This is a genomic window from Gammaproteobacteria bacterium (assembly GCA_013214945.1).
Lineage (GTDB): Bacteria > Pseudomonadota > Gammaproteobacteria > Enterobacterales > Psychrobiaceae > Psychrobium.
The window spans coordinates 1-22,157 of record JABSRT010000008.1 but is presented as its reverse complement, the minus strand read 5'-3'; the positions used below and the strand labels follow the sequence as shown (position 1 = coordinate 22,157).

The following is a 22,157-nucleotide window of genomic DNA, read 5'->3' as shown; positions in this document are numbered from 1 at the left end:
AGAAATCATGATCGACATTCCGGAGCATTATATTGAATTAGAGCATATTTATAACGCAACGTTAGCCCGAGGAATCAAATCATTAGCAGTGGTTTCAACCTCGCCTGGCGAAGGTGTTAGCTCGGTCATCATCGGACTAGCAAAGCGAAACGCCCTAGCCGCTAGAACAACTCTTGTGGTTGACTTAAATATTTACAATCCAGATTTAAGCCGATTAAGTAAACCCAATGCCATTGAGCACTCAAGCAAAGTTTTACCACTGCCAACGACGCTACAGCACGGTAATATTAACGACAAAATAGCGGTAATTACCGTGCCCGTTGAACGAAAGTTAGTACTAGGATTGCGTGAGCCTGGGGTGCTGCAAACTCACATCGAACAATGGCTAAAAGATTATGACAACGTCCTTATCGATACCTCACCAATGAGTCTCAATAATGGTGCTAACCTACCCCCTGAATATATCTCAAGTGCCTGTGATGGCACACTATTAACCGTATTAGCCGGAAAAACCACTAACACAGCGCTAAGTAATACCCTAAAAAAGCTCAATAATTCCAAGTCATTGTTAATTGGCATTGTGGTTAACGATCAATTTAACCCAAGCCTTCAAAATGAGTTACTTAGGGAGGTTCAGCGACTCGACAGTTGCTTTCCTAAACTTGCGAGTAAATTACGATACTGGATTAAAAGTAATAAAATACTGTCGTTAGAGATTTAGTTCTTTAGACAGCCGATGCGTAATAAACATTAAGACAATAAAAGTTACCCCGATAAAATTTTGGCAAAAAAATAGGCCGCAAAATGCGGCCTTAAAAATAGCAATGTGAGCAATAGTCGTGTGTACCCTTTAATAAACAAAACCGATAAAAATCTTGGTTATCGCCAAGTACTGAACAAATTCCCATTTGTTCAAACATTGAAAGTTGATATCACTAGATTATCAACCTTCTTTGTCAGGAGATACGTCCCTTGAAACGCGCAGTAATAATAATCATTACCATTAGCGTTTGTCAAATATTAATTTGAACTTATTTAAATACTCGATTGATATAAGGCTCTTAGCGGGACTATAGCTTGTTTCATGTGGCGGCTCCGATGATTCAACCACCGCGAAAAGTTCAGGACAAAATACCAGCGGATTTATCATAGACAGTCCGGTTGGCAATCTTCAGTATCAAACCGAGTCGATCAAAGATCGAGTTACAGACGACGATGGTAAGTTCAATTATTTAGCTGGTGAAACCATCACCTTTAGCATTGGCCATGTTAAGTTTGATCCTGTGCCTGCTGCAACGTTTATTACACCATTTGAACTCGCAGGCAGCGATGATATTAACAACCGAAAAGTTGTTAATATCCTTAAACTGTTGCAATCGTTAGACGAAGTAGGCGATTTAACTGACGGCATCCAAATTTTAGCGCGGGCGCATACAGAGGCCGACGCCGATATGGGGGAAGACTTCAATTTCGACCAGCCAATCGATGATTTCGTTCAAGACGCAAACGTTATCCGCCTAATTGGCGCAGGCAATATTGTCACAACAGAGTCAGCTAAAGCGCACTTTAATGGCGTGATCGACGTACTTAATACAACCGTAATCAGCACTGACTTCCTGCAAAATAAAGTGTTTATCTTTGATGGCGACGTTGAATAGGTCACTAAAATCGAATTTAATACGTCAGGGCAAGGCCAATTGTTCTTTGACGATCCAAACGACGGAGACGCTTTCACCTGGGAGATAAATATCGCTGGCGCTATCGTATTTTCAGAAATTGACGAAGATAATAATGATCGTTTAGATTGGGTGATAACAGACGTATCTCTTACGCCTTTTGGCGGCGAAATTGACGTGCATGTAGAAGGTCAAATTGATGGCGACCCGGTTGAGTTTAATTCTCGCGAATTAATTCGCATTGAGTAATAGCTCGTCATAATAGTGACAATGGTATTGACACTAAAACTAAATAATAGGCAAAAAAAGAGGCCGCAAAATGCGGCCTTAAAATAGCAATGTGAGCAATAGTCGTGTGTACTTGTTAATAACCTAAAATGATAGATTTTTGGTTATTGCCAAGCACTGAACAAATTCCCATTTGTTCAAACATTGAAAGTTAATCGCAATAGATAATCAACAGTCTTTGTCAGGAGATACGTTCCTTGAAACGCACGGTAATAATAATCATTATCATTACCGTTTGTCAAACTTTAATTTAGTTTGCTTTTTAAAGTTACAAATCAAATTATTCAAAAACACCTAGTAACCCCACCACTCCACGCCGTAACAAAGTTACACAACAAATTGATAAATCGAACATAATAGATAACACAACAAATGATAATCCATAAAAATATCAGGTGAAAAATCAAGATTAATAACAGCATCGTATTTTTCCATCCACCAACAACAGGGCTAACGATAATGATTATCGTTAGCATTAGACTAATATCTAACAATAGATTGCTTACTTAGCTCACGATATTATTGTATTATTTCTAGGCAGGTTACGGCATAGATTAGGGACGTCACGACAAAACTATTATTTAATAATAGTTATTTAAAACTAGCATTTTAAATTATCACTTAAGATTATTACTTAAATTTGTCGCGGTGTTTTTTCATCATGTGGTAGCTATTATCCACGGACTAAGCCCAAGTACTAACTCCAAGTACTAAGCATAAGCCTAAGTACTAAAACCAAGGGCTCTATCGAAGCACTCTATCAAAAGGATATTTTTAAGGGCTGTTTCGAAGAGCTAAAACCAAAGACTATAACGATTACTATCGTTACAATTGCTAGGACGCACCCATGTTAAAACAACTAAAACTTATCGTCGCACTCTTACTCATTTCACTTAGCTCAACCGCTTTTGCGATTACAACACAACAACAAGCAGAGTTGCCCGCACTGAATGCTTTGCCAAATCAAACGTCTATTTCTGGATTGTCATCAGGGGCTTTTATGGCCGCTCAATTCCACATTGCCTACTCTAAAAGTTTAGTCGGTGCAGGCATTGTTGCAGGCGGGCCCTGGCACTGTGCAGGAGACATAAACACTTTAGCTAACCTTACCAAAGCAACGACCACTTGCATGAATCCTTGCGAATACATCCCGAGTTTTTTTTGCTGGAGCTACCTGTTGCCTAACAGTGATTACTTAGTCAAAGTAGCCAATGATAAAGCAAAATCAGGCGTTATTGACCCATTAATCAACCTAACGAATGACAAGGTTTACATTTTCTCTGGCAGCAGTGATCAAACCGTTATAACCAAGGTGGTCAACACTACCGAGCAATTTTATGGTCTGCTCGGGCTAGACAAAGCCCAGATCTTATACAACAAAACAACGGATGCCGGCCACGCCTTCATCACCACTAACACTCAAGATACTCAATGCGATAGAACCAACCCTCCTTATATTAATAATTGTGATATTCCACAGGCTAAAAATATTCTTAGCCATATTTATGGCGCTCAAAAGCCAGCAGCCCAAACATTAACGGGTGAATTAATCGAGTTTGATCAAAGCGAGTTTTTTGATCAAGCAATCAGCATGGACGATAAGGCTTTTGTATATATTCCGAATAACTGTCGTACTGACCAGTGTAAAATTCATGTCGCTGTACATGGCTGCAAACAAGGTATTTCACAACTAAAAACAGGCTATGTTGAAGGGACTGGTTATCTAGAAGTAGCCGACACTAACAACATTATTGTGCTATTTCCCCAAGTAAAAAAATCGATTACCCCACTAAACCCCAATGGATGCTGGGATTTTTGGGGCTATAGTAGCCAAAAAATAACCGGTGATGAGTATTATTCCAAGGAGGCTCCACAAATGGTCGCAATTAAAAAGATGATCGATCGTTTGATCACTCAACCAACTGTTCTCGCTAAAAGCTAACGTTTTATAAACCGCCAGCGACCTTGGCTGGCGGGTTTGTCCCTTCAGGTGTTCAGTAAGAAATTCGCATACCGATTAAAAAGTAAGGTTTTATAGGCTGAATGCGCAATAGTAAGGCTGTTAATCTTAAATTAACGGCAAACAGAGTCTTTTACTTAAGCAATTCGCTGGAATAACCAACGCTGGTGTTATTACATGACAAACAACCTGTTTAGTTGCCCTAAAAAGATTATAATCTCGTTATATTTTTATAACACCTAATTGAGTACCCAATGAACACAAAAGTCTACAAACGCGTACATACCTTAGCTGAAAGCTTAATGAACGCAGTGCAGAAAAAAGATCAAGCCTTGTTTGACAATCACTACAATGATTTAAAAGCAGTGTGTGAAGAGCATGAAAATAGTGATAAAGACCATCCTGTACAGTGGGAAACACTTGCCGATTTTACTGAAGATCTTACATTAGCCATCGCCATCTACGACAAGGCGCTACTTAAAGCTGACGCCATTAAATCAACAGACTTTCAGTCATCTATTGGTTTTTCAACCGCGTCTCTTAAACTTGAAATGGGTGATAAAACAGGTGCAATAGCTTCTTTGACTAAGGCGAAAAAATGCAGTAAAAGAATTCCAGATTTCGACTTAAAAGCAGAAATAATCGCTTTATTGGAAAAACTGACTGACTAGTAACAAAGACCAAGCAAGACTGACGGGGCTGTTAACTAAAGGGGCTATGCCAGATATAGTCCCTTCTTTTACAAGACTACTTAATCTACTGAATAGCTTACAGAATAACCTGTTTAATAACCTATTGAATCTGCTAAAAATTCTCTCTCTCAATATTATGATCGGTTAATTTCGAGCGGCCAATTCATTAAAACAATGCTCAGTGCCCTACTTCTATCAATGTTACCAAGTTAATATCCGGTTGAGACTCATGCGTATTAAATGAGGATTATTTGATAAAACGAAATGATTTAAATTTACCTTAAACCTTAAACCTTAAACCTTAAACCTTAAACCTTAATAAGCTAAAAGTACTGACAGACTATTGATAGCTAGGTATATGTTTAAAGTAGAACTATTTAATGATCAGCCGGCCACGCTAACCAAGGTAGGCCTAGCCGTAACGCGGCTATTAATTGATCTCGCGAATGGCGATGGTAGCCGTAAACTCGAATCCCAAAAATATGTAACATGACACTGCTAGCCTTTGCTTGGGCTTCACTTGCGGTATTGGTCTTTGACAGGTGCTTGCAGTAAAGCGACTCCACTTTACGCAGCCGCTCAGAAACATAACTTTTAAGTTCTGCTTGATGTTCGCTCAGCTCTAGCTGACTTTTAACTAAGAAGCAGCTGCAGTAGGAAGATTGGCACGACTCATCAATAAAGCTGATTAGTATATGTCGAATCGCTTCTTCAACCGTCGGGTGCTCAGTTAGGGTAGATTCTAATTTTTCTAATGATTGCAGGGTATAAAAATTTAAAGACTCTTTGAATAGCCCTTCTTTATTGCCAAATGCCAAATAAATACTACCGGGTTTTAAGCCCGTTTGTTCAAACACTGTTTGCATTGACGTGGCGTTATAACCTAAGCGCCAAAAAGCGTTGGCAGCATTTTCCAATACCTGCTCTTTATCAAACTGCGCTCTTGCCATAGCAACTCTTTTACCCTTTGATTATCGTTCAATACATTTCGCTAAAGTATAACGACTTCAGCATTGTTATACCAATCCCATTAATCGGCGTTTATCTCATTTCTAATAACTAGCTATTACTCGGCAATAAGCCTCTTGATAATAAGCTGCTCGATAATTGCTCCTGCATTATTCTAATGACACTCAGCCATAAGCTAATGTCGACATTCAGGTCGAAATCAATCGAGCGCCTTGTCTAAATTAATATTATCTTCGCACAACAAGACCATAAATTTTGTGTAATTGATGCTACAGCAACTATTGAAACAATATTAAAAAACACTTGAATGATCATTCAAGTTCTGTTTGAATGAACATTCAAGTTAATTACACCCATTCATTCTTTAAGGTTTTTCTATGTCATTACAAGATCAAATCGTCGATTACAAAGCGGGTTTTGTCAAAAAAGCACCCGCCAATGTGCAAGAGCTAATGAAGTTAGCAACTAAAAATTTAGCAGAGTCAGGCATGGTCGATAAAGCGCCAAAAGTTGCTGAACAGCTGCCAACATTCTCACTGCCTAACCAAAATGGCGTAACGGTAAACCTAAGCGACTTATTGGCCAAAGGCCCTGTTGTGGTGACTTTTTATCGTGGTGGATGGTGTCCGTATTGCAATTTGGAGTTAAAGGCTTATCAAGATCAGCTTGCTAATATCGCCGCTGAAAATGCAACATTGGTGGCGATCACCCCTGAATTACCCGATGCATCATTGTCTACAACAGAAAAAAATGCCTTAAAGTTTGAAGTGCTGTCTGACGTAAATTCTCAGTATGCTAAAAGCCTTGGCATCGTTTTTTCTCTGCCTGAAGAGTTACGTTCAATTTACTTATCTTTTGGGATCGAAGTCGAAAAACACAATGGTGCGGGTCAGTTCGATCTGCCATTGGCAGCAACCTTTGTTATCGCTCAAGACGGTACAATTGCCACTGCGTTTGTAGATGCTGATTACACCGCACGCCAAGAACCATCAGCTGTTGTTACTGCGCTTAAAAACCTTAAGTAATGTCAGTGCTAGTTTAGTTACTTAAGCTGCTATGCACCGCTACGGCCCTAGTAAAAATAAAAAGCGAAGCTCAAATGAGCTTCGCTTTTTTATGCTGGTAATCGCACAATATTGTCTCGCGATAACAGCGTTTAAAGTATAACGCCTGTGTTTGTCAGATATCGGTGCATGTGGAGTAAACCGTATTTTTCATGGACGAAAAATTGAGCGTATACGGATATATTCACCGCGAGTTTACGTAATATGTATCAATATCTGAGTGATAATGCATTAGTCCACTGCTAATAGCACTTCCAATAGATCGTGCTCGGCGACAAAATGCCCAGGGCTGTGTTCAAGCAACTTAGGTTGGTAACCTGTCGCACCTGCCAATTTAGATGGCAAAAATTTGAGTTGCGCCGTCGGATCCATTGGCGAGGGAAGCTCACCCGGAATTTTAATCGACTTGCGAGCCCGCTCTATTTTTGGGTCGGGAACCGGCACCGCCGAAATTAGCTGTTTGGTATAAGGATGCACGGGATTGGCGTAAATGGTTTTGCTCGGTGCCAGTTCGACCACCCTGCCCAAATAGAGCACCATAATACGGTGTGATACTTCACGTACCACGGCTAAGTCGTGCGAGATAAACAAAATTGATAGTTTAAATTCCTGCTGTAAGTCCATCAACAATTCAATAATTTGTGCTTGTACTGAAACATCCAGTGCCGATACAGCCTCGTCACAAATCACTAACTTAGGTTTCATGATCATGGCGCGGGCAATACCTACCCGCTGATTCTGCCCGCCGGATAATTCGTGGGGATAGCGGTTAATCATATTACGATCTAAGCCTACTCGATCCATCATCGTCATTACCGTCTCTTTCATTGCGGTGCGTGACATGTCACTGGCAAAGGTCAGCAGTGGCTCCATAATAGAATCGGAAATAGTCATGCGGGGATCTAAGCTCGCGAGGGGATCTTGGAACACTATTTGCAAATCTTTGCGTTTGTCTTTTAACTCATGTTTATTTAAGCCACTTAATGGTTTGCCCAACCAAGCCACAGTGCCTGCTGTCGGTGGAATAAGCTGTAACACGGCGCGGGCCAAGGTCGATTTACCGCAGCCACTCTCGCCCACTATGCCCAGTGTTTCACCGGGGCGCAATTCGAAGCTAACCCCGTCTACGGCCTTTAACGGCAACGTTTTAGGCCAAATACTACCGCCCACTTTAATGTTAAAGTGCACTTTAAGATTATCTACTTTTAGAAAATCAGCACCGCTCACATCGTCGGCGATAGGTCGTAATTTGTGGTGAGAAGTCTGTTCAGGATTATCAATGCGCGGCATTGAATCGAGTAACATCTTGGTGTAATCATGCTGAGGGCGATAGAAAATATCTTCCGCTTGCCCCTCTTCAACGTACTGACCATGGCGCATTACGTGCAAACGGTCGCACATCCGTGCTACTACGCCCATATCATGCGTGATTAAGGCAATGGCCGTGCCCTTTTCACGTTTGAGTTCGTCCATTAAGTCGAGAATTTCTGCCTGCACGGTAACATCTAACGCCGTGGTTGGCTCATCGGCAATCAGTAGTGACGGGCTACACAGCATCGACATTGCAATCATCACCCGTTGGCGCATTCCTCCTGAAAGCTCGTGTGGATATTGATTTAACCGGCGTTTACCTTCAGCTATTCGCACTCGGTCGATCCACTCAACACAAACCTTATCTGTCTCGGCGCGACTCAAATCCATATGTAACGCAGTGACTTCTCGCATTTGCTCTAAAATGGTTAAATGCGGGGTCAGCGATGTCAACGGATCTTGAAAAATCATCGACATGTTTTTGCCGCGCACGAGGTTTAGTTGTTCGGTACTCAATGCCAACAAGTTGTGATCTTCAAAAATGATCTTGCCAGTGGCCGAGCCATTTCTAGCCAACAAACCCATGGCGGCCATAAAGGTCTGACTTTTACCCGATCCACTTTCGCCGACAATGCCAACACATTCCCCGGGATTAATCTTAAAACTGACCCCTTTAACGGCTTCAACGTCACCGTCTGGAGTCGTAAAACTTATTTTTAGGTTTTCGACCCTAAAAATAGGTTTAATGCTCGATGTAATACTGGGTGTGATATTGGGTGTAGTACTGGGTTTAGTGATTAGTGTCATGATACTTGTCCTAGCGATCTTTAGGATCGAATGCATCACGCAGTCCATCGCCAATAAAGAAGAAACAAAATAGGCCGGTAATAAAGAAGCCCAACGGAAATGCCAGTTGCCAAAGAGTACCGTACTGGATGGTTTTAGCACCATCGCTGATCAGCGCCCCCCAAGAAGTTAAAGGCTCCTGAATACCCAGGCCTAGAAAAGAGATAAAACTCTCTAATAAGATAAGGTTTGGGATCATTAACGAGGTATAAACCACCACAATGCCGAGTAAATTTGGCACGATATGACGAACTATTATCTTGAAATCTGAAACCCCAGCAGCGACCGCCGCTTCAATAAACTCTTTGTGTTTTAGGGTCAATGTTTGCCCGCGGACAATCCGTGCCATATCCATCCAAGAGAACAGCCCCAAGCCAATAAAGAGGATGTAAACTGAACGCCCGAACATCACAAATAAAATAATGAGGATGAACATATAAGGAATAGACATTAGAATATCGACAAAACGCATCATTATATTGTCGATACGACCACCAAAGTAACCCGCCGTCGCGCCATAAAGCACCCCGACCAACACCGCTACTACGGTCCCAATAATGCCCACCATCAATGAAATTTGCGTGCCCTGCATTACCCGAGAAAACATATCTCGACCTAAATCATCGGTGCCAAAAAAGTGGCCGTTTTCAATTTGCGGTGCGCCCATTTCAGCGGCATTGCCGATTAGGCTCCAGTCGATAGTTTCATAGTCCCACTGACTGAACGCCGGGCCAACAAATGAAATTATAATCATCGCGGCTAATACAAAAACGCTGATTAAAGCGGCTTTGTTACGTTTGAAGCGGCGCATTGCATCTTGCCACTGTGAGCGCCCTTTAATCGGGTTAGAGTGAGCACTAGCTTCAACCACCCCTGAAATTTTCTTATTGTTTACTAGCATTTTAATCTTTCTCTTAGAGTCTAATCTTGGGATCGAGCCAAGCGTATGTAATATCTACCAAGGTATTAAACAAAATGGTCATCACGCCAAACACAATAGTGACCCCCATCAGTAGTGAGTAATCGCGGTTCAGTGCAGCATCGACAAAAAACTGCCCCATGCCCCCAGTACTGAAATAAATATCAATGATAACTGAGCCGGTGATCATATAGACGAAAGCTGGCCCTAAATAAGAAACAACCGGCAGCAGCGCTGGTTTAAGTGCATGACGCAAGATAATGCTGCGCATTGGCAGACCCTTCGCTTTGGCGGTGCGAATATAATTGGCATGTAATACCTCTAACATCGAAGAACGAGTGATACGTGCAATGCTAGCCATATAGCTGGTTGATAACGCGATAACTGGCATAATCACATACTGCCATTGGCCGCCGTTCCAACCGCCACCGGGTAACCAATTAAGCCATAGGGTGAAGATAATCACCAAAATAGGCGCCATCACAAAGTTGGGTAAAACTTGCGCGCCAATCGAGAAGCCAACGGCCGCATAATCAAGCTTAGTATTGTGTCGCACTGCGGCGGCTATTCCGAGTGGGATCCCCACGGCAACCGCCACCACAAAGGACCAAATCCCGTAAGTTAAAGTAACGGGAAAGCCCTGGGCCAAAATATCATTGACTGATCGGTCTTTGTACTTAAAGGAAGGACCAAAATCGAAATCAATTATTATGCCTTTAAGGTAGATAAATAATTGTTCAAACCAAGGTAAATTTAGCCCGTATTTAGCTTCTAAATTGGCCAGCACTTCGGGCGGTAGGCCCCGATCGGTCGAAAATGGACTGCCTGGTGATAAGCGCATTAAGGCAAATGAAATAACAATTAAAATTAAAATCGTTGGTATCGACGACAAGCTGCGCCGGATAATAAAACTAAACATGTGAAATAACCTTCAATATCACTCAAAAACGCGAACTACCTTGTCGCAATCGTTAACATTGTTGAGTTGTGATGTCACAAGACTAAAATAGAGACAAGATAAGCACCTAGTAAACATAAAATGCGATGGCGAAAAGACTTAGCCCGGTTGCGGGCGAAGTCTTTAACAAGTTCTATTTGGCCGTTTTGTAGAAGGTCCGGCTATAAATAGTTTGTTGAACGTTTTTGGTCGGCCAGCCCTTTAAGGTATTTCTGATCATGTAAATACCGGTGTAGTGATATACGGGAATAACCGGCATTTCGTCGGCCATCAACTGCTCTACTTTGGTGTAGTTTACATTAGGCGTAGCACTGGTTTTAGCCGCGCTCATTAAACTATCGACTTCTTTGTTGAGCCACTTGCCATGGTTGTAGCCCGCTTGAGTGGTCATTAAGTCGAGGAAGGTAGAAGCTTCGTTGTAATCACCACACCAAGCACCGCGAGCCAGTTGGAACGCTTGCTTTTTACGGGTCTCTAAGAATGTTTTCCACTCTTGATTGGCCAGCACCGCTTTAACCCCTAATTTCTGTTTCCACATTTGTGAAATAACCGTGGCGACTTTCTTGTGTGCTTCGTCTGTATTGTACAACATGTCAAACTCAAGCGGATTAGCTTTGCTGTATCCAGCAGCAGCTAACAGCTCTACGGCCTTAGCGTCACGCTGTTTCTGGGTCCAATTAGCGTATTTTACTTGTGGTATTTCAAAGCCCGCTGTTGCTCCTGGGGTGAAAGTATAGGCAGGGAATTGCCCGCCTTTGAGCACGTTTTTAACGATGATATTGCGATCGAGTGCATACGACAGCGCTTTTCTAACTCGTACATCTTTAAACGCTGCAGGGCCAGAGTCCGATAAATTGAAGGTGTAATAATAATTACATAAACGTGGGAAAGAGTAAGCTTCGTCTGGGTGAGACTTTTTCATGGCGGGATACTGACCTGCGGGGATCTCTGTTTTATCGATATCGCCCGCTTTAAAACGGATCAGCGCCTGGTTTTCATCATTGATCACCAATGCCGTGACTTTATTTAAAATGGTCTGGTCGTTGTTCCAGTAGTTAGTATTGCGCTCGCGCACATTTTTTTCTTTTAAGGTCCATTGCGTTAACACGTAGGCACCGTTTGAGACGATGTTGCCTGGACGGGTCCAGTCTTTGCCAAATTTTTCAACCGCCGCCTTAGGTGAAGGGAACGTAGTGGTATGCGTTACCATGCTCGGGAAATAAGGCAGCGGAGCTTCTAAGCTTACTTTGAACGTATAATCATCAACAGCCTCAACCCCTAACTTCTTGGGTGACATACCCTTTTTGATGATCGCGGCACCATTCTTAATCGCCATCATTTCCATATACCACGCATAAGGAGAGGCGGTAGCCGGATCGACAGCACGCTGCCACGCATAGACAAAGTCGTGCGCGGTGACTGGCTCACCATTTGACCAATTAGATTTTCTTAGATGAAAAGTATAGGTTTTTTTATCATCAGAAACATCGTACCGCAGCGCGACGCCAGGCACATTGTTGCCCAGTTCATCTTGGTTTAACAGACCTTCGAAAAGATCTCTTACGATGACCGAGCTTTCAACAGCTTCAACTAACTGTGGGTCAAGGCTGGGGATCCCATCGAGTAAGCGGTAGTTATAACTTTGATCTGCAGCTAGCGCTTCACCGGTTACTGGGTGAGTCGCAGCAAACGCAGACATTGTAGTAAAGGAAGTAACTGCTGCAATGACAGCAACCAGTGCTATGGAGTTTGAATTTTTATTATAATCCATCAAAATATATTCCTTATAAGATTTAAAAGATTTCAAAAAATAATCTGTAACACCATATCAGTGCTTTTAGCTTGACGCAAAAATCGGATTAGGTCCTAGGTGTTTTTTACATTAGTTAGTTCAAAGCCGAAGCTAGACTTTCATTTCAGCGCTTAACGCACACCAACAAATACATTAAAGAACAATACATTAGCACAATGACAGCCAATGATGTCAACTATTATAAATTAGGCATAAGCTTGAAGTTGATTGAAGTTGGGAGAATATAATAAGCAATAATCAAAAGTAAGGTTGCTCAGTATTGATCGCGCGACTAGGCGACAGTGGCGCTGGTGCTAGTAGTACTGATATTAAAATTAATGGTGCCGCCAAATGATAACGATTGGGGCAAAGTTCACACTCCGATCTCTTCACCACAAACATTGCGCTTAGTTATAATCGCTGGCAACTAGTCCAGAGGCAATCGGCTAGATGATTTTAGTTCCCTTAACGAGATACTGGACCTTATTGCTGAAATACCGCTTAGCTTTCTTAATACTTGATCAACAAATCGACTGTAATCATCGAGATCTTTGGCAACCACCTGCAACAAGAAGTCGGCTTCGCCCGTCGTATTGTGGCACGACAAAACATTACCGCAGTTAAGAATAACCTGTTCAAAATTTTTGGTTGTCTCTTCGTCATGCTCAATATAAGTGAGCTGAACAAAGGCCATAACACCATAACCCAGTTTACGTCGGTCAAGATTGGCCTGATAACTTTCAATATAACCTTGATCTTCTAGTTTTTTAACCCGGCGCCAGCAAGGTGTTTCACTTAAAGACAGCTCGGTGGCAAGCTTGGCATTTGTCAGCCGACCATCTCGTTGCAAACGTTCCAAAATATCAATATCTACCTTGCTTAACTCACTCATAGGCGGTATCTGCTCACTTGTTGTAAAAAATCGAAATTATATTTCAATCTTGTGCGGTTTCAATCGCCAATGCAAGCTCATTTCAAATTAAGGGGCTACGCCAAATCGAAGACATACAACTACTGCCGGAGCTTATCTCACCGTGGTTATCGCCTAACCGCAGGAATATTTCATTATTTAGCCAACTTTGAGGGGATTATTTCTGATGCCTGACAATTACTGTTGAAAATAGCAATGTAATTCCAAGGCACAATAGTACGATATTCGTTAATGTAAATTCATTACTAACATTAAAGGCACTGACATTATGAAAGCTGTAGTTTACGAAAATTTCACCCAAACACCCAAAATCATGACGGTTGCAGATCCGACCCCACAATCACACGGTGTGGTTATAAAAGTTAAGGCTACCGGTGTTTGTCGCAGCGACTGGCACGGCTGGATGGGCCATGATTCAGGCATTGAACTTCCGCATGTTCCTGGCCATGAGTTTGCTGGCATTATTGAAGCAATCGGTAGCGACGTTAGCCGTTTTAAAATAGGCGACCGTGTTACCGTTCCTTTTATCAGTGGCTGTGGCTCTTGCTTTGAGTGTAATACTGGTAATCATCAGGTGTGTGGTGACCAAACTCAGCCAGGTTTTACCCATTGGGGATCATTTGCCGAATATGTAGCCATTGATCACGCTGATGTTAACTTAGTTACCCTGCCCCAAGATTTAGACTTTACCACGGCTGCTAGTTTGGGTTGTCGCTTTGTTACCTCGTTTCGCGCCATTGTTGACCAAGGCAAGGTATCTGCCGGTCAATGGGTAACCATCCATGGTTGTGGCGGGGTTGGTTTGTCTGCCGTGATGATTGCTAATGCAATTGGCGCCAACGTAATTGCGATTGACATTTCAGACGACACACTTGCGCTAGCGCGCTCGTTAGGGGCTGTCGCGACTATTAATGCTAATAATGTCGCGAGTGTTCCCGAAGCAATCCATGAAATTACTCGCGGTGGCGCGCATGTATCTTTAGATGCGTTAGGCCACCCGCTGACCTGTGTCAATTCAATCAATAGCCTAAGGAAGCGTGGCAAGCATATTCAAGTTGGCTTGTTATTAGCCGATCATGCCAACCCTCGTATCCCGATGGATAAAGTGATTGGTAACGAGTTAGAAATAATAGGCAGCCACGGCATGCAAGCGCATCGTTACGACGCGATGTTAGCCATGATGCTGTCAGGAAAGTTACAACCCGAAAAACTGCTTGGCCGCACCATTAGCCTTGAGCAGTCTATCGATGCACTGACCACCATGGACCAACCTGGCATTCCAGGTGTAACCGTTATTACAACATTCTAGCGGGGCATATTATGAGTAATACATTACCAACAGTTGCCTTTATTGGTGGCGGTAACATGGCCAGCGCAATGATTGGTGGGCTGATTGCCAAAGGTCAGACGCCCGCCAGCATCATTGTTTCAGATCCATCAACCCAAACGACCACCCGACTCAATACTGACTTTGGTGTGTTAACCACCAACAACAGTGCTGAAGCAGTGCAAAAATCAGACATTGTAATTCTCGCTGTTAAACCACAAGTCATCGATCTTGTTATTAAAGATATTGCTGAACACTGTGATAGCCAAGGCAAACTATTTATCTCTATTGCGGCTGGAGTAACAGTCGCTCAACTGGTTAATAAATTAGGTGGAAATAGCGCCGTGGTGCGTTTAATGCCAAACATGCCTGCGATGATTAGTTACGGAATGTCGGGGTTATTTGCCAACGAAAATACCAGCCCCGAGCAAAAGATTCAGGCAATGGCTGTCGCCCAGTCTTGCGGCGATTGTATTGAAGTAACACAAGAAGAAAGCATCAATGCTATTACCGCAATATCGGGTAGTGGCCCTGCTTATTTCTTATTAATGATGGAAGGCATGATTAAAGCGGCAATTGAGCTGGGGTTCTCTGAAGAAGAGGCGCACCGACTTACTTGCCAAACGGCGCTGGGTGCAGCTCAACTCGCCATTAGCTCAGACAATAGTTTGTCGCACCTGAGACAGCAAATAACATCGCCAGGAGGCACCACCGAAAGCGCGTTGAACTATTTTTCAGACGCTGGGCTTATTCCTATGGTCGGTGGCGCCGTCAACGCCGCATTTGTCCGGGCGCAACAATTAGGGGGGAGGTAATTAGGGGAAAAGTAGTTAACTACTTTTCACTTAGACAACCGAATACTTAAGCTTATATTGATAGTAAGGAACAATATTTATGTCGACATTTAACAACATAACCTTAGTTAAAAAAGCAAACTTCTACTTTGACGGCCATGTAACTAGCCGAACCGTAACGTTTGCTGATTCGAGCATCAAAACATTAGGTATTATGATGCCAGGTAGTTACGAATTTAACACTGCTGAAGCAGAGATAATGGAGATCTTAGCGGGTAAGCTAACCGTTTTGCTACCTGGTGAAGATAAGTGGCAGGAGATTGTTGCAGGGCAATCGTTTAATGTCCCCGCCAACGAAACTTTTAAGGTACAGATACATAGCGTGACAGATTACTGTTGCTCTTATTTTAAGTAATGATGTAGATTGTCAGCGATAACTTAGCCTAAGCTGCCACGGGTGTCTGGGATGTAAGCTATAAAGTCACGATGATTTATGTCCCTTACTTGGCCTAACACTAAATAGTTAAAGCGTTACAGCCTAGGTATGCGCTGATATTTCCCTAAAAACGATGTAACTAACCGTGCTAATCGTGATTTTTACTTTTGGTTGATTGTTTTGTGTGCTCGTCATTTAAAATATATTTGTCGATAATTCTCTGATATTTCCCCGTTACTTTTAACTTATCAAGGGCAAGTTGCCAATTTTCTATCTCGGCTTGGTCAACGTTACTTGAAAAGGCCAAATACAGAACAGAGTCATATAATTTAATTGAAGTACGTTCAATGCCGCTGATATCTATATCTGCTTTTTCAGCCATCGCTGGCAGCACTAACTCACTGACAGGGATCAGATCTACCCGCCCTCGCAGTAACATCTTAAGCGTTTGCAACTGGTGACTAACTGGGTAAATTGTTTCGAAATTCAACTTGGTTAAATACGCATGGTCGGCATTACTTTTTGCGACACCAATCGTGTATTTGCCGTTAAGTTCAGACAGTGTCGTTTGTGAAATTTTATGCCCCTTGCGTTTATATAGATATACGCCCGAACTAATTAATGGCCCGACCCATTTTACAGTATCTTCACGTTCTGGAGTTCTAGCGACAATAAACCCTACCATATCAGTTTGGGTTTGCACTAGGCGTAATACGCGGGGAAATGGCATCAGCACAAATGATGGCTGGTAATTATGCTCTTTCATCATTAACCGCACTAGATCAACCGCAACACCAGCTAACTTGCCATTATCTTGATATACAAAGGGGCTTAAAGGATGGGTAACAAATGAAAGTTCTTTACCCCAAACCAACCCCCCAAGGAAAAAGAATAATGACATCAACAGCGGAATTAGTTTCATCGCACATCAGCTCTTAGGCAGGATTGAATCCTATTAATTATAGTTGAAAGTCTTGATATTTCTTGCTCAGAGCTGATTGAACGGGGCAAATATCTACGTTGCCAAGCCAACGTCAAAAATATTTACAACTGGGGTGGCAGCATGAGTGAAACAATCGTAAAAGCCGAGGCCCTATGATTACACTTGTTCAATATTTCAGCCAAATCACTCAGCGAGTGATTAATGGAGGTAATTATTAGCACGCGATACGCTGCGGCCATCAAGGAATAAGCAGTGTTTATTGGTTGTGTTGCTTGTCGTTAAACATTATTTGCATAGCACTATTTAATATTACTCGTTCATAGCGCGAGTCCAGAGCTAGGTCGCTAAAAAATCCTTATATTTCAATACAATTAAAGCTCATGAAGCTGTTTTTTAAACCGTCCTATAATCCATGTCAGTTTATTTTACACCTCATAATTTAACCAACAACAAACATAGTGTAAGTCATTGATATTGGTTGTAGGCACAATATATGCAGCACTTAAGTTGTACTTGCAATGCTAAAGTTGTATCAGCACTACTTTAGTTGTGTTCGCAAGATATCACTGGGCCTATACGTATAATAAGAAGTTACTCGATGAGCCCAACATTTTAATTTTGGGAGAACGACAAATGAATAGATCTAAAACTAAATTAAGGGCATTAATAGCAAGCTGCTTATTGTCCTTGGCTGCACTACCGTTAGCAGCATCGCCAATAATATCAGTTGACCTTGACCCTTCGACAGCAGGAATTCAGAGCACACTTAGTGTCACTACCGGGGCAACATTCACCATCGAAGTATTGATAGCAGATGACGGACTTGTAGTCTCACCTGCTACTTTCGATACCTTGCTTATAGAGACCTTTTATAATCATGCGGGAGCTGTACTTGGCGCTGGGCCAATTGGCGCTACCTGGCTGCCAACCTTAGCTGTCAACAGCCCATCTACTTTCGATTTCTTTACATTCGCAGCACCTTCTTTAATACCAGGCGGCGCGGGAGTATTCCCACCTACCGTTGCACCAGGTTTTGGCGCCGGCAGTGGCGCTATTGGCTTAATAGAACTAATGTCTCTGTTCAGCATCTCACCCGGCTTACCTACAGCCATTTTTTCGCTTGATTTCACCGCCCTAATGGCAGGAACCAGTGATATTTTAGCCTCAGGCTCGCCATTTGGCACAGCAGCTACCGCATTTATGGGAGCTCCCCTGCCTGAAACTTTACTGCTAGGCACGGTCACAGTCAGAGACCCAACGGGGATACCCGAGCCGACAATATTTTCCCTATTCCTGCTAGGAGTCGCTGGCATTAGCTTAACGAGACAAAGAAAGAATAATTGAATTAAAAATCCGTCATTTATCATGATAAATGACAGACAAACTTAAGTGAAACTTGACAACAATAAGTAGATGAATCAAACGCTTTAAGGAATTAATGAGTACAGCAGTAATCGCTTTAATATCCTAATAGGGTATCTGCGATATTTAGCTGCTTATTAGCGTCAGGGGAATTTAATTATGGGGGTGCAACTGCCCCTTCGACATAGGAATACGTATAAAATGAAACATTTTAAAAAGCTTATCTATACCGCTGCAATTCTTCCACTTATTTTTAGCTTTAGCACTGCTGCAGACCAGGTCATTCTCGACGACCTAATCGTCGATGGCTCTCAGTGCGTAGGGGCTGGTTGTAGCAATGGTGAAGAATTTGGGTTTGACACCCTCAAACTAAAATCAGACACGCCAATGATCAGGTTTGAAGATACCAGTTCGACATCCAGTTTTCCCAGTAGCGATTGGAGCGCCGGCGTTGAAGACGATGTCAACGATGTCAGCCGCTTTGTGGTTAAGTTCGGTAACGGTGCCACAGTACTTAGTCTGCCTGCCACTGAATCTGGTGGTATTGGGCTGGGGGCAAATTCAGCTATTGAGCCTAACGCTGTCTCTGTCGGCGCTCCAGGGATCGAGAGAAAAATTGTTCACGTAGCAAATGGCACCAACGCCACCGACGCTGTCAACAAGAGCCAGTTAGATCAGATGCAGGTTGATTTTCAAACAAAATTAAACCTGATCGGTACACGCATTGATAATTTAACCACTCGCGTCGATAATTTAATTCCATAATTCTTAGGCATATTTAACTGTAGAGATATTGTCATGAAAAAAAGAATAAACTTGTGGCTGATAATCGGTTTTTTAGCCGCGTTCAATAGTAATGCTGATCAGGTGATTTTAGATGACTTGATTTTGGCTGGTACCAGTGATGGCACTGTGCCTGCCTATGATTGTAGTGCACCGACATTGCAATTTTTTCCACTGGACCCAAGTCAATCTGTAGGTTTGATCCCAGCAGGAGACCCCATCGTTATTCCTGCGCCTATTATTGCTAGCTGTGTTGGCACTGTTTGTGAGTTTACTTGTGCTCCAGTAACTGCAAATGCGTGCGTCGGCTTCGATTGCGTTAATGGCGAATCCTTTAATAACCACAGTCTCAAATTAAAGGAAAATAATACCCGAATTCGCTTTACTGATTTGACGGTTAACGATCAGCTTGGACAAAGCTGGAACGTTGCTGCCAATGCATCGGCTAATCATGGGGCTCATTACCTCAGTATTGAAGTAAAATCGACCGTTGATACAGACTTGATTTTCAGTGATGGCACCGCCCCACTTTATGATTGTTCAGGTGCCGGTGTTCCAAATGAAACGCTGCCTTTCCTTTTTGCTGCGGTGCCTGATCAATCAGCAATCGTAGGAGTTACCCCCTTTGGTGCCGCTGTACTTTTACCAGCACCCGAGACGAACACCTGCTTGATCGATCCCGTGTTGCCCGATGTATATAACTGTGATTTCACCTGCCCACAATTAACCGGATTCACAGAAAAACCTGCGCTGCTATTGGGTACTGACACTGGTAATCCTTCTTTTACCAACGGTGTCGCCTTAGGCATTCATAGTGCTGCCGAAGATAATATGATTTCACTTGGTCGCGCTGGTTTGTTACGACAGTTACGCCATGTTGCAACGGCTATGGCAAATAACGACGCATTGACAGTCGAGGGGCTCAATCTTAATTTACTCGAGCAGGCTCTTATTTATTACAACACCCTACTCGATGGCATCGAAGTTAAGATCGAACAACTGGAGGCCGGAGGTGCTAGCCCAAATCCCTATGATGTTAACGGCGATAACGTCGTAGATATGAATGACTTTATGGCTGTCAGAGCATGTTTTAGAAAAAATATCGCCACTAACCCAAGCTGTGCAAGTGCCGATGTCAACGGCGATGGAGTTATTAATACTCTAGATTTTTCCTTAGTTCTCAGTAATAGGACTCCCTAGGCTGTAAAATCTTAACTAACACCTTATGGGAGCTCTCTCGTAAGGTGTTAGTAGCGTAAGGTTTGGTAGCGTATTGCAGCTCGCGAAAGTTCAAAGGTAATCATGGCAAACTTCTGACTTAGGGCTCAGGATTTAGGACTTTAAGTTTCTAGCTTGCTTTTCGTAAACTGGTTACTTGCACAGGCGTAATGAAGTGTCGCAGGTTTATCACACTTTACGGGATTATCACGACAGAATAATTCCTGACAATCTCGAAGCCTATTTTTATTTCATTGAAACTAAACAAGTTAATTTGTCTTTACTGTGTGTATCAGGCACAGCGTTCTCAATAAACCCGCTGGCAATTTCTCCACGGGAGTATTATTGAAGTTTTGTTCTGAATTTTGTTTTAAATCATTGTTATAATGTGACTTTAGGTTTAGAGTTTGTTTTAATTTTACGTTTGGATTTCGAGATTATCGCGGAATCTGGATAGTATGCTGTTATGTTGCACAAGGAGATGGAGTTCATGAATCAGATTAAGAGTAATTTTCAAATAATAGCAGCTACTGTTTCAACGCTTTATTTTGGTTTGTTTGCGTATGGAGCTTTTCTAGTTATTCAGCAATTCGAAAGAATATTTGACTCTTTTGAAGCTGAGTTGCCAATTCAAACTTATGTCTTAATTGGCACTTATCGCTACTGGGGAATATTGGGCTTAATTTCAGCCTTTATTCTTTATAAAGTCAGTAAAGGTAAAAGTAGTAAGTCGATGAAATTACTAATTTGTCTTTTTGTGTTGTCATTATTGTTAGTTCCATTTGCTATTTGGGGTATTTACAGCCCCGTACTTGAAAGCAGTGGTCAACCTGCAACATAATAAGAACCTAAAATCCGACAGCTTTTACTGTCGCATTTTTTGCAAAACAAAAGGCGCAAAAACCTGCACCAGTAAGCTGCGATTTAGGTTGGCGTTGAGGCATCAACGGAGTATTTGAGTATTGTGTTTCCTGTTAAGAAAGTAAGCGTCCCAATAAATAGTGAAGTATTTAAAAGCCTGAAAGGCTCTTACTATTCAGACTCTTATTCTTTTTATTCGAGTAAAGAATATCGAGTAGCACTTCAAATTTGGTTAGATCACGCAGCTCAAATACCTGCTTGGGTTAACTTTTTAATGGCAAGCAGAAATAAAATAGTATCAATGTTTGGGTTAAAAAATATTGGCCACTTAGGAGACTTAGACGCTAATAAATTAATTAATGAATATCAAGTTGGTGATAGGGTTGGAATATTCACTTTACTTTTTTTAAGTGATAGCGAAATTATATTAGGTGACTCGGATAAACACTTAGATGTAAAAGTTTCCGTGTATACTCAGATAGGTAAAGCCCATCTAGTTTCAATTTCGACCGTAGTGCATGTTCATAATTTTTTTGGTAAGTTATATATGTTGTTCGTGGAGCCAATGCATAAATTAATTGTACCGTCATCGATAAAACGAGCGGAAGGCTCTGATGCCTAAGCAAATCAACAAGGACAAAAAACAGTTACCTTTTGCTCCTTCGTCGCCATTTTAGACAACTACTTTTGGGACAACCTAATTTTAGACACCCACATAATTTAGACGGCTAAATGTCTTGAGTCAATTGGTTACTAACTGCCCTCTCTTGGTCTCTGTTTTAGTGTTTTTCTCGAACTGATTTTTTGTAAGGTAACCCATGCCCGATTTACTCACAATTGTCGAATTGCAGGCATGACAATGCCAGCCTAAAGCTGTTGGGGTATGTATTTACTTGGTGTGTTAACCGACGCCTTTATGCCAACACTGCCCGTGGTCGTTTGCGCATTGCCGCAACGCGTATTCGCTGCCAGCAAAGTGACCATATTGCCGCCTAAAGTTCTTTATCACTTCTATCCAATCGTCTGG

Annotated in this window: 22 protein-coding genes; 15 read left to right on the top strand and 7 right to left on the bottom strand. The window is 42.2% G+C overall.

The window, feature by feature from the left end:
• Nucleotides 1-7: 7 nt before the first annotated feature.
• From HRU23_07505 to HRU23_07485, 5 genes are all read left to right on the top strand, one after another.
• Nucleotides 8-721, top strand: a complete 714-nt coding sequence (locus HRU23_07505) for a protein SypD (GenBank protein NRA53977.1) — start codon at nucleotides 8-10, stop codon at nucleotides 719-721.
• A gap of 562 nt (nucleotides 722-1,283) precedes the next feature.
• Entirely contained in the window at nucleotides 1,284-1,658 is a 375-nt protein-coding gene (locus HRU23_07500; GenBank protein ID NRA53976.1) for a hypothetical protein, read from the top strand.
• 39 nt (nucleotides 1,659-1,697) lie between these two features.
• Nucleotides 1,698-1,925: a hypothetical protein gene (locus HRU23_07495; GenBank protein NRA53975.1), complete on the top strand. Its 228-nt coding sequence runs from the start codon at nucleotides 1,698-1,700 to the stop codon at nucleotides 1,923-1,925.
• Nucleotides 1,926-2,811: 886 nt separating this feature from the next.
• Nucleotides 2,812-3,906 (top strand): poly(3-hydroxybutyrate) depolymerase, encoded by a 1,095-nt coding sequence (locus HRU23_07490; GenBank protein ID NRA53974.1) that lies wholly within the window; start codon nucleotides 2,812-2,814, stop codon nucleotides 3,904-3,906.
• A 272-nt stretch (nucleotides 3,907-4,178) separates the two neighbouring features.
• Nucleotides 4,179-4,595 (top strand): tetratricopeptide repeat protein, encoded by a 417-nt coding sequence (locus HRU23_07485; GenBank protein ID NRA53973.1) that lies wholly within the window; start codon nucleotides 4,179-4,181, stop codon nucleotides 4,593-4,595.
• Nucleotides 4,596-4,993: 398 nt separating this feature from the next.
• Here HRU23_07485 and HRU23_07480 read toward each other — a convergent pair whose 3' ends face one another.
• A complete protein-coding gene (locus HRU23_07480) occupies nucleotides 4,994-5,566 on the bottom strand; it encodes a TetR/AcrR family transcriptional regulator (protein NRA53972.1) in 573 nt (190 codons plus the stop codon).
• 396 nt (nucleotides 5,567-5,962) lie between these two features.
• On the opposite strand from HRU23_07480, the gene HRU23_07475 reads away from it, so the two are divergent.
• Complete coding sequence (locus tag HRU23_07475; protein NRA53971.1) at nucleotides 5,963-6,610, top strand: AhpC/TSA family protein; 648 nt, start codon at nucleotides 5,963-5,965, stop codon at nucleotides 6,608-6,610.
• Between the two features lie 270 nt (nucleotides 6,611-6,880).
• On the opposite strand, the gene HRU23_07470 is transcribed toward HRU23_07475, so the two are convergent.
• The 5 genes from HRU23_07470 to HRU23_07450 form a co-directional block, all read right to left on the bottom strand.
• Nucleotides 6,881-8,767, bottom strand: coding sequence for an ABC transporter ATP-binding protein (locus HRU23_07470; protein ID NRA53970.1), 1,887 nt, complete (start codon nucleotides 8,765-8,767; stop codon nucleotides 6,881-6,883).
• A gap of 10 nt (nucleotides 8,768-8,777) precedes the next feature.
• Nucleotides 8,778-9,707, bottom strand: coding sequence for an ABC transporter permease subunit (locus HRU23_07465; GenBank protein NRA53969.1), 930 nt, complete (start codon nucleotides 9,705-9,707; stop codon nucleotides 8,778-8,780).
• A gap of 13 nt (nucleotides 9,708-9,720) precedes the next feature.
• Complete coding sequence (gene oppB / locus HRU23_07460; GenBank protein NRA53968.1) at nucleotides 9,721-10,644, bottom strand: oligopeptide ABC transporter permease OppB; 924 nt, start codon at nucleotides 10,642-10,644, stop codon at nucleotides 9,721-9,723.
• A 172-nt stretch (nucleotides 10,645-10,816) separates the two neighbouring features.
• The gene (locus tag HRU23_07455; GenBank protein ID NRA53967.1) at nucleotides 10,817-12,454 is read right to left on the bottom strand and encodes a peptide ABC transporter substrate-binding protein; all 1,638 of its coding nucleotides are present in this window, start codon (nucleotides 12,452-12,454) and stop codon (nucleotides 10,817-10,819) included.
• Between the two features lie 448 nt (nucleotides 12,455-12,902).
• Nucleotides 12,903-13,367 (bottom strand): Lrp/AsnC family transcriptional regulator, encoded by a 465-nt coding sequence (locus HRU23_07450; protein NRA53966.1) that lies wholly within the window; start codon nucleotides 13,365-13,367, stop codon nucleotides 12,903-12,905.
• A gap of 307 nt (nucleotides 13,368-13,674) precedes the next feature.
• On the opposite strand from HRU23_07450, the gene HRU23_07445 reads away from it, so the two are divergent.
• The 3 genes from HRU23_07445 to HRU23_07435 all read left to right on the top strand — a co-directional run bounded on the left by HRU23_07445 (nucleotide 13,675) and on the right by HRU23_07435 (nucleotide 15,942).
• Nucleotides 13,675-14,715, top strand: coding sequence for a zinc-dependent alcohol dehydrogenase family protein (locus HRU23_07445; GenBank protein ID NRA53965.1), 1,041 nt, complete (start codon nucleotides 13,675-13,677; stop codon nucleotides 14,713-14,715).
• Between the two features lie 11 nt (nucleotides 14,716-14,726).
• On the top strand, nucleotides 14,727-15,548 hold the full coding sequence (locus HRU23_07440) for a pyrroline-5-carboxylate reductase (GenBank protein ID NRA53964.1): 822 nt from the start codon (nucleotides 14,727-14,729) through the stop codon (nucleotides 15,546-15,548).
• A 79-nt stretch (nucleotides 15,549-15,627) separates the two neighbouring features.
• Nucleotides 15,628-15,942: a pyrimidine/purine nucleoside phosphorylase gene (locus HRU23_07435; protein NRA53963.1), complete on the top strand. Its 315-nt coding sequence runs from the start codon at nucleotides 15,628-15,630 to the stop codon at nucleotides 15,940-15,942.
• A 169-nt stretch (nucleotides 15,943-16,111) separates the two neighbouring features.
• Here the strand turns inward: HRU23_07435 and HRU23_07430 are convergent, their stop codons facing one another.
• Complete coding sequence (locus HRU23_07430; GenBank protein NRA53962.1) at nucleotides 16,112-16,885, bottom strand: transporter substrate-binding domain-containing protein; 774 nt, start codon at nucleotides 16,883-16,885, stop codon at nucleotides 16,112-16,114.
• A gap of 654 nt (nucleotides 16,886-17,539) precedes the next feature.
• On the opposite strand from HRU23_07430, the gene HRU23_07425 reads away from it, so the two are divergent.
• From HRU23_07425 to HRU23_07400, 6 genes are all read left to right on the top strand, one after another.
• Nucleotides 17,540-18,250 (top strand): PEP-CTERM sorting domain-containing protein, encoded by a 711-nt coding sequence (locus tag HRU23_07425; GenBank protein ID NRA53961.1) that lies wholly within the window; start codon nucleotides 17,540-17,542, stop codon nucleotides 18,248-18,250.
• 177 nt (nucleotides 18,251-18,427) lie between these two features.
• A complete protein-coding gene (locus HRU23_07420; protein ID NRA53960.1) occupies nucleotides 18,428-19,033 on the top strand; it encodes a hypothetical protein in 606 nt (201 codons plus the stop codon).
• 33 nt (nucleotides 19,034-19,066) lie between these two features.
• A complete protein-coding gene (locus tag HRU23_07415) occupies nucleotides 19,067-20,251 on the top strand; it encodes a hypothetical protein (GenBank protein NRA53959.1) in 1,185 nt (394 codons plus the stop codon).
• A 508-nt stretch (nucleotides 20,252-20,759) separates the two neighbouring features.
• On the top strand, nucleotides 20,760-21,110 hold the full coding sequence (locus HRU23_07410; protein NRA53958.1) for a hypothetical protein: 351 nt from the start codon (nucleotides 20,760-20,762) through the stop codon (nucleotides 21,108-21,110).
• Between the two features lie 120 nt (nucleotides 21,111-21,230).
• Nucleotides 21,231-21,752: a DUF2867 domain-containing protein gene (locus HRU23_07405; GenBank protein ID NRA53957.1), complete on the top strand. Its 522-nt coding sequence runs from the start codon at nucleotides 21,231-21,233 to the stop codon at nucleotides 21,750-21,752.
• 261 nt (nucleotides 21,753-22,013) lie between these two features.
• The coding region (locus HRU23_07400) for a hypothetical protein (protein NRA53956.1) at nucleotides 22,014-22,157 on the top strand (144 nt) is incomplete at its 3' end.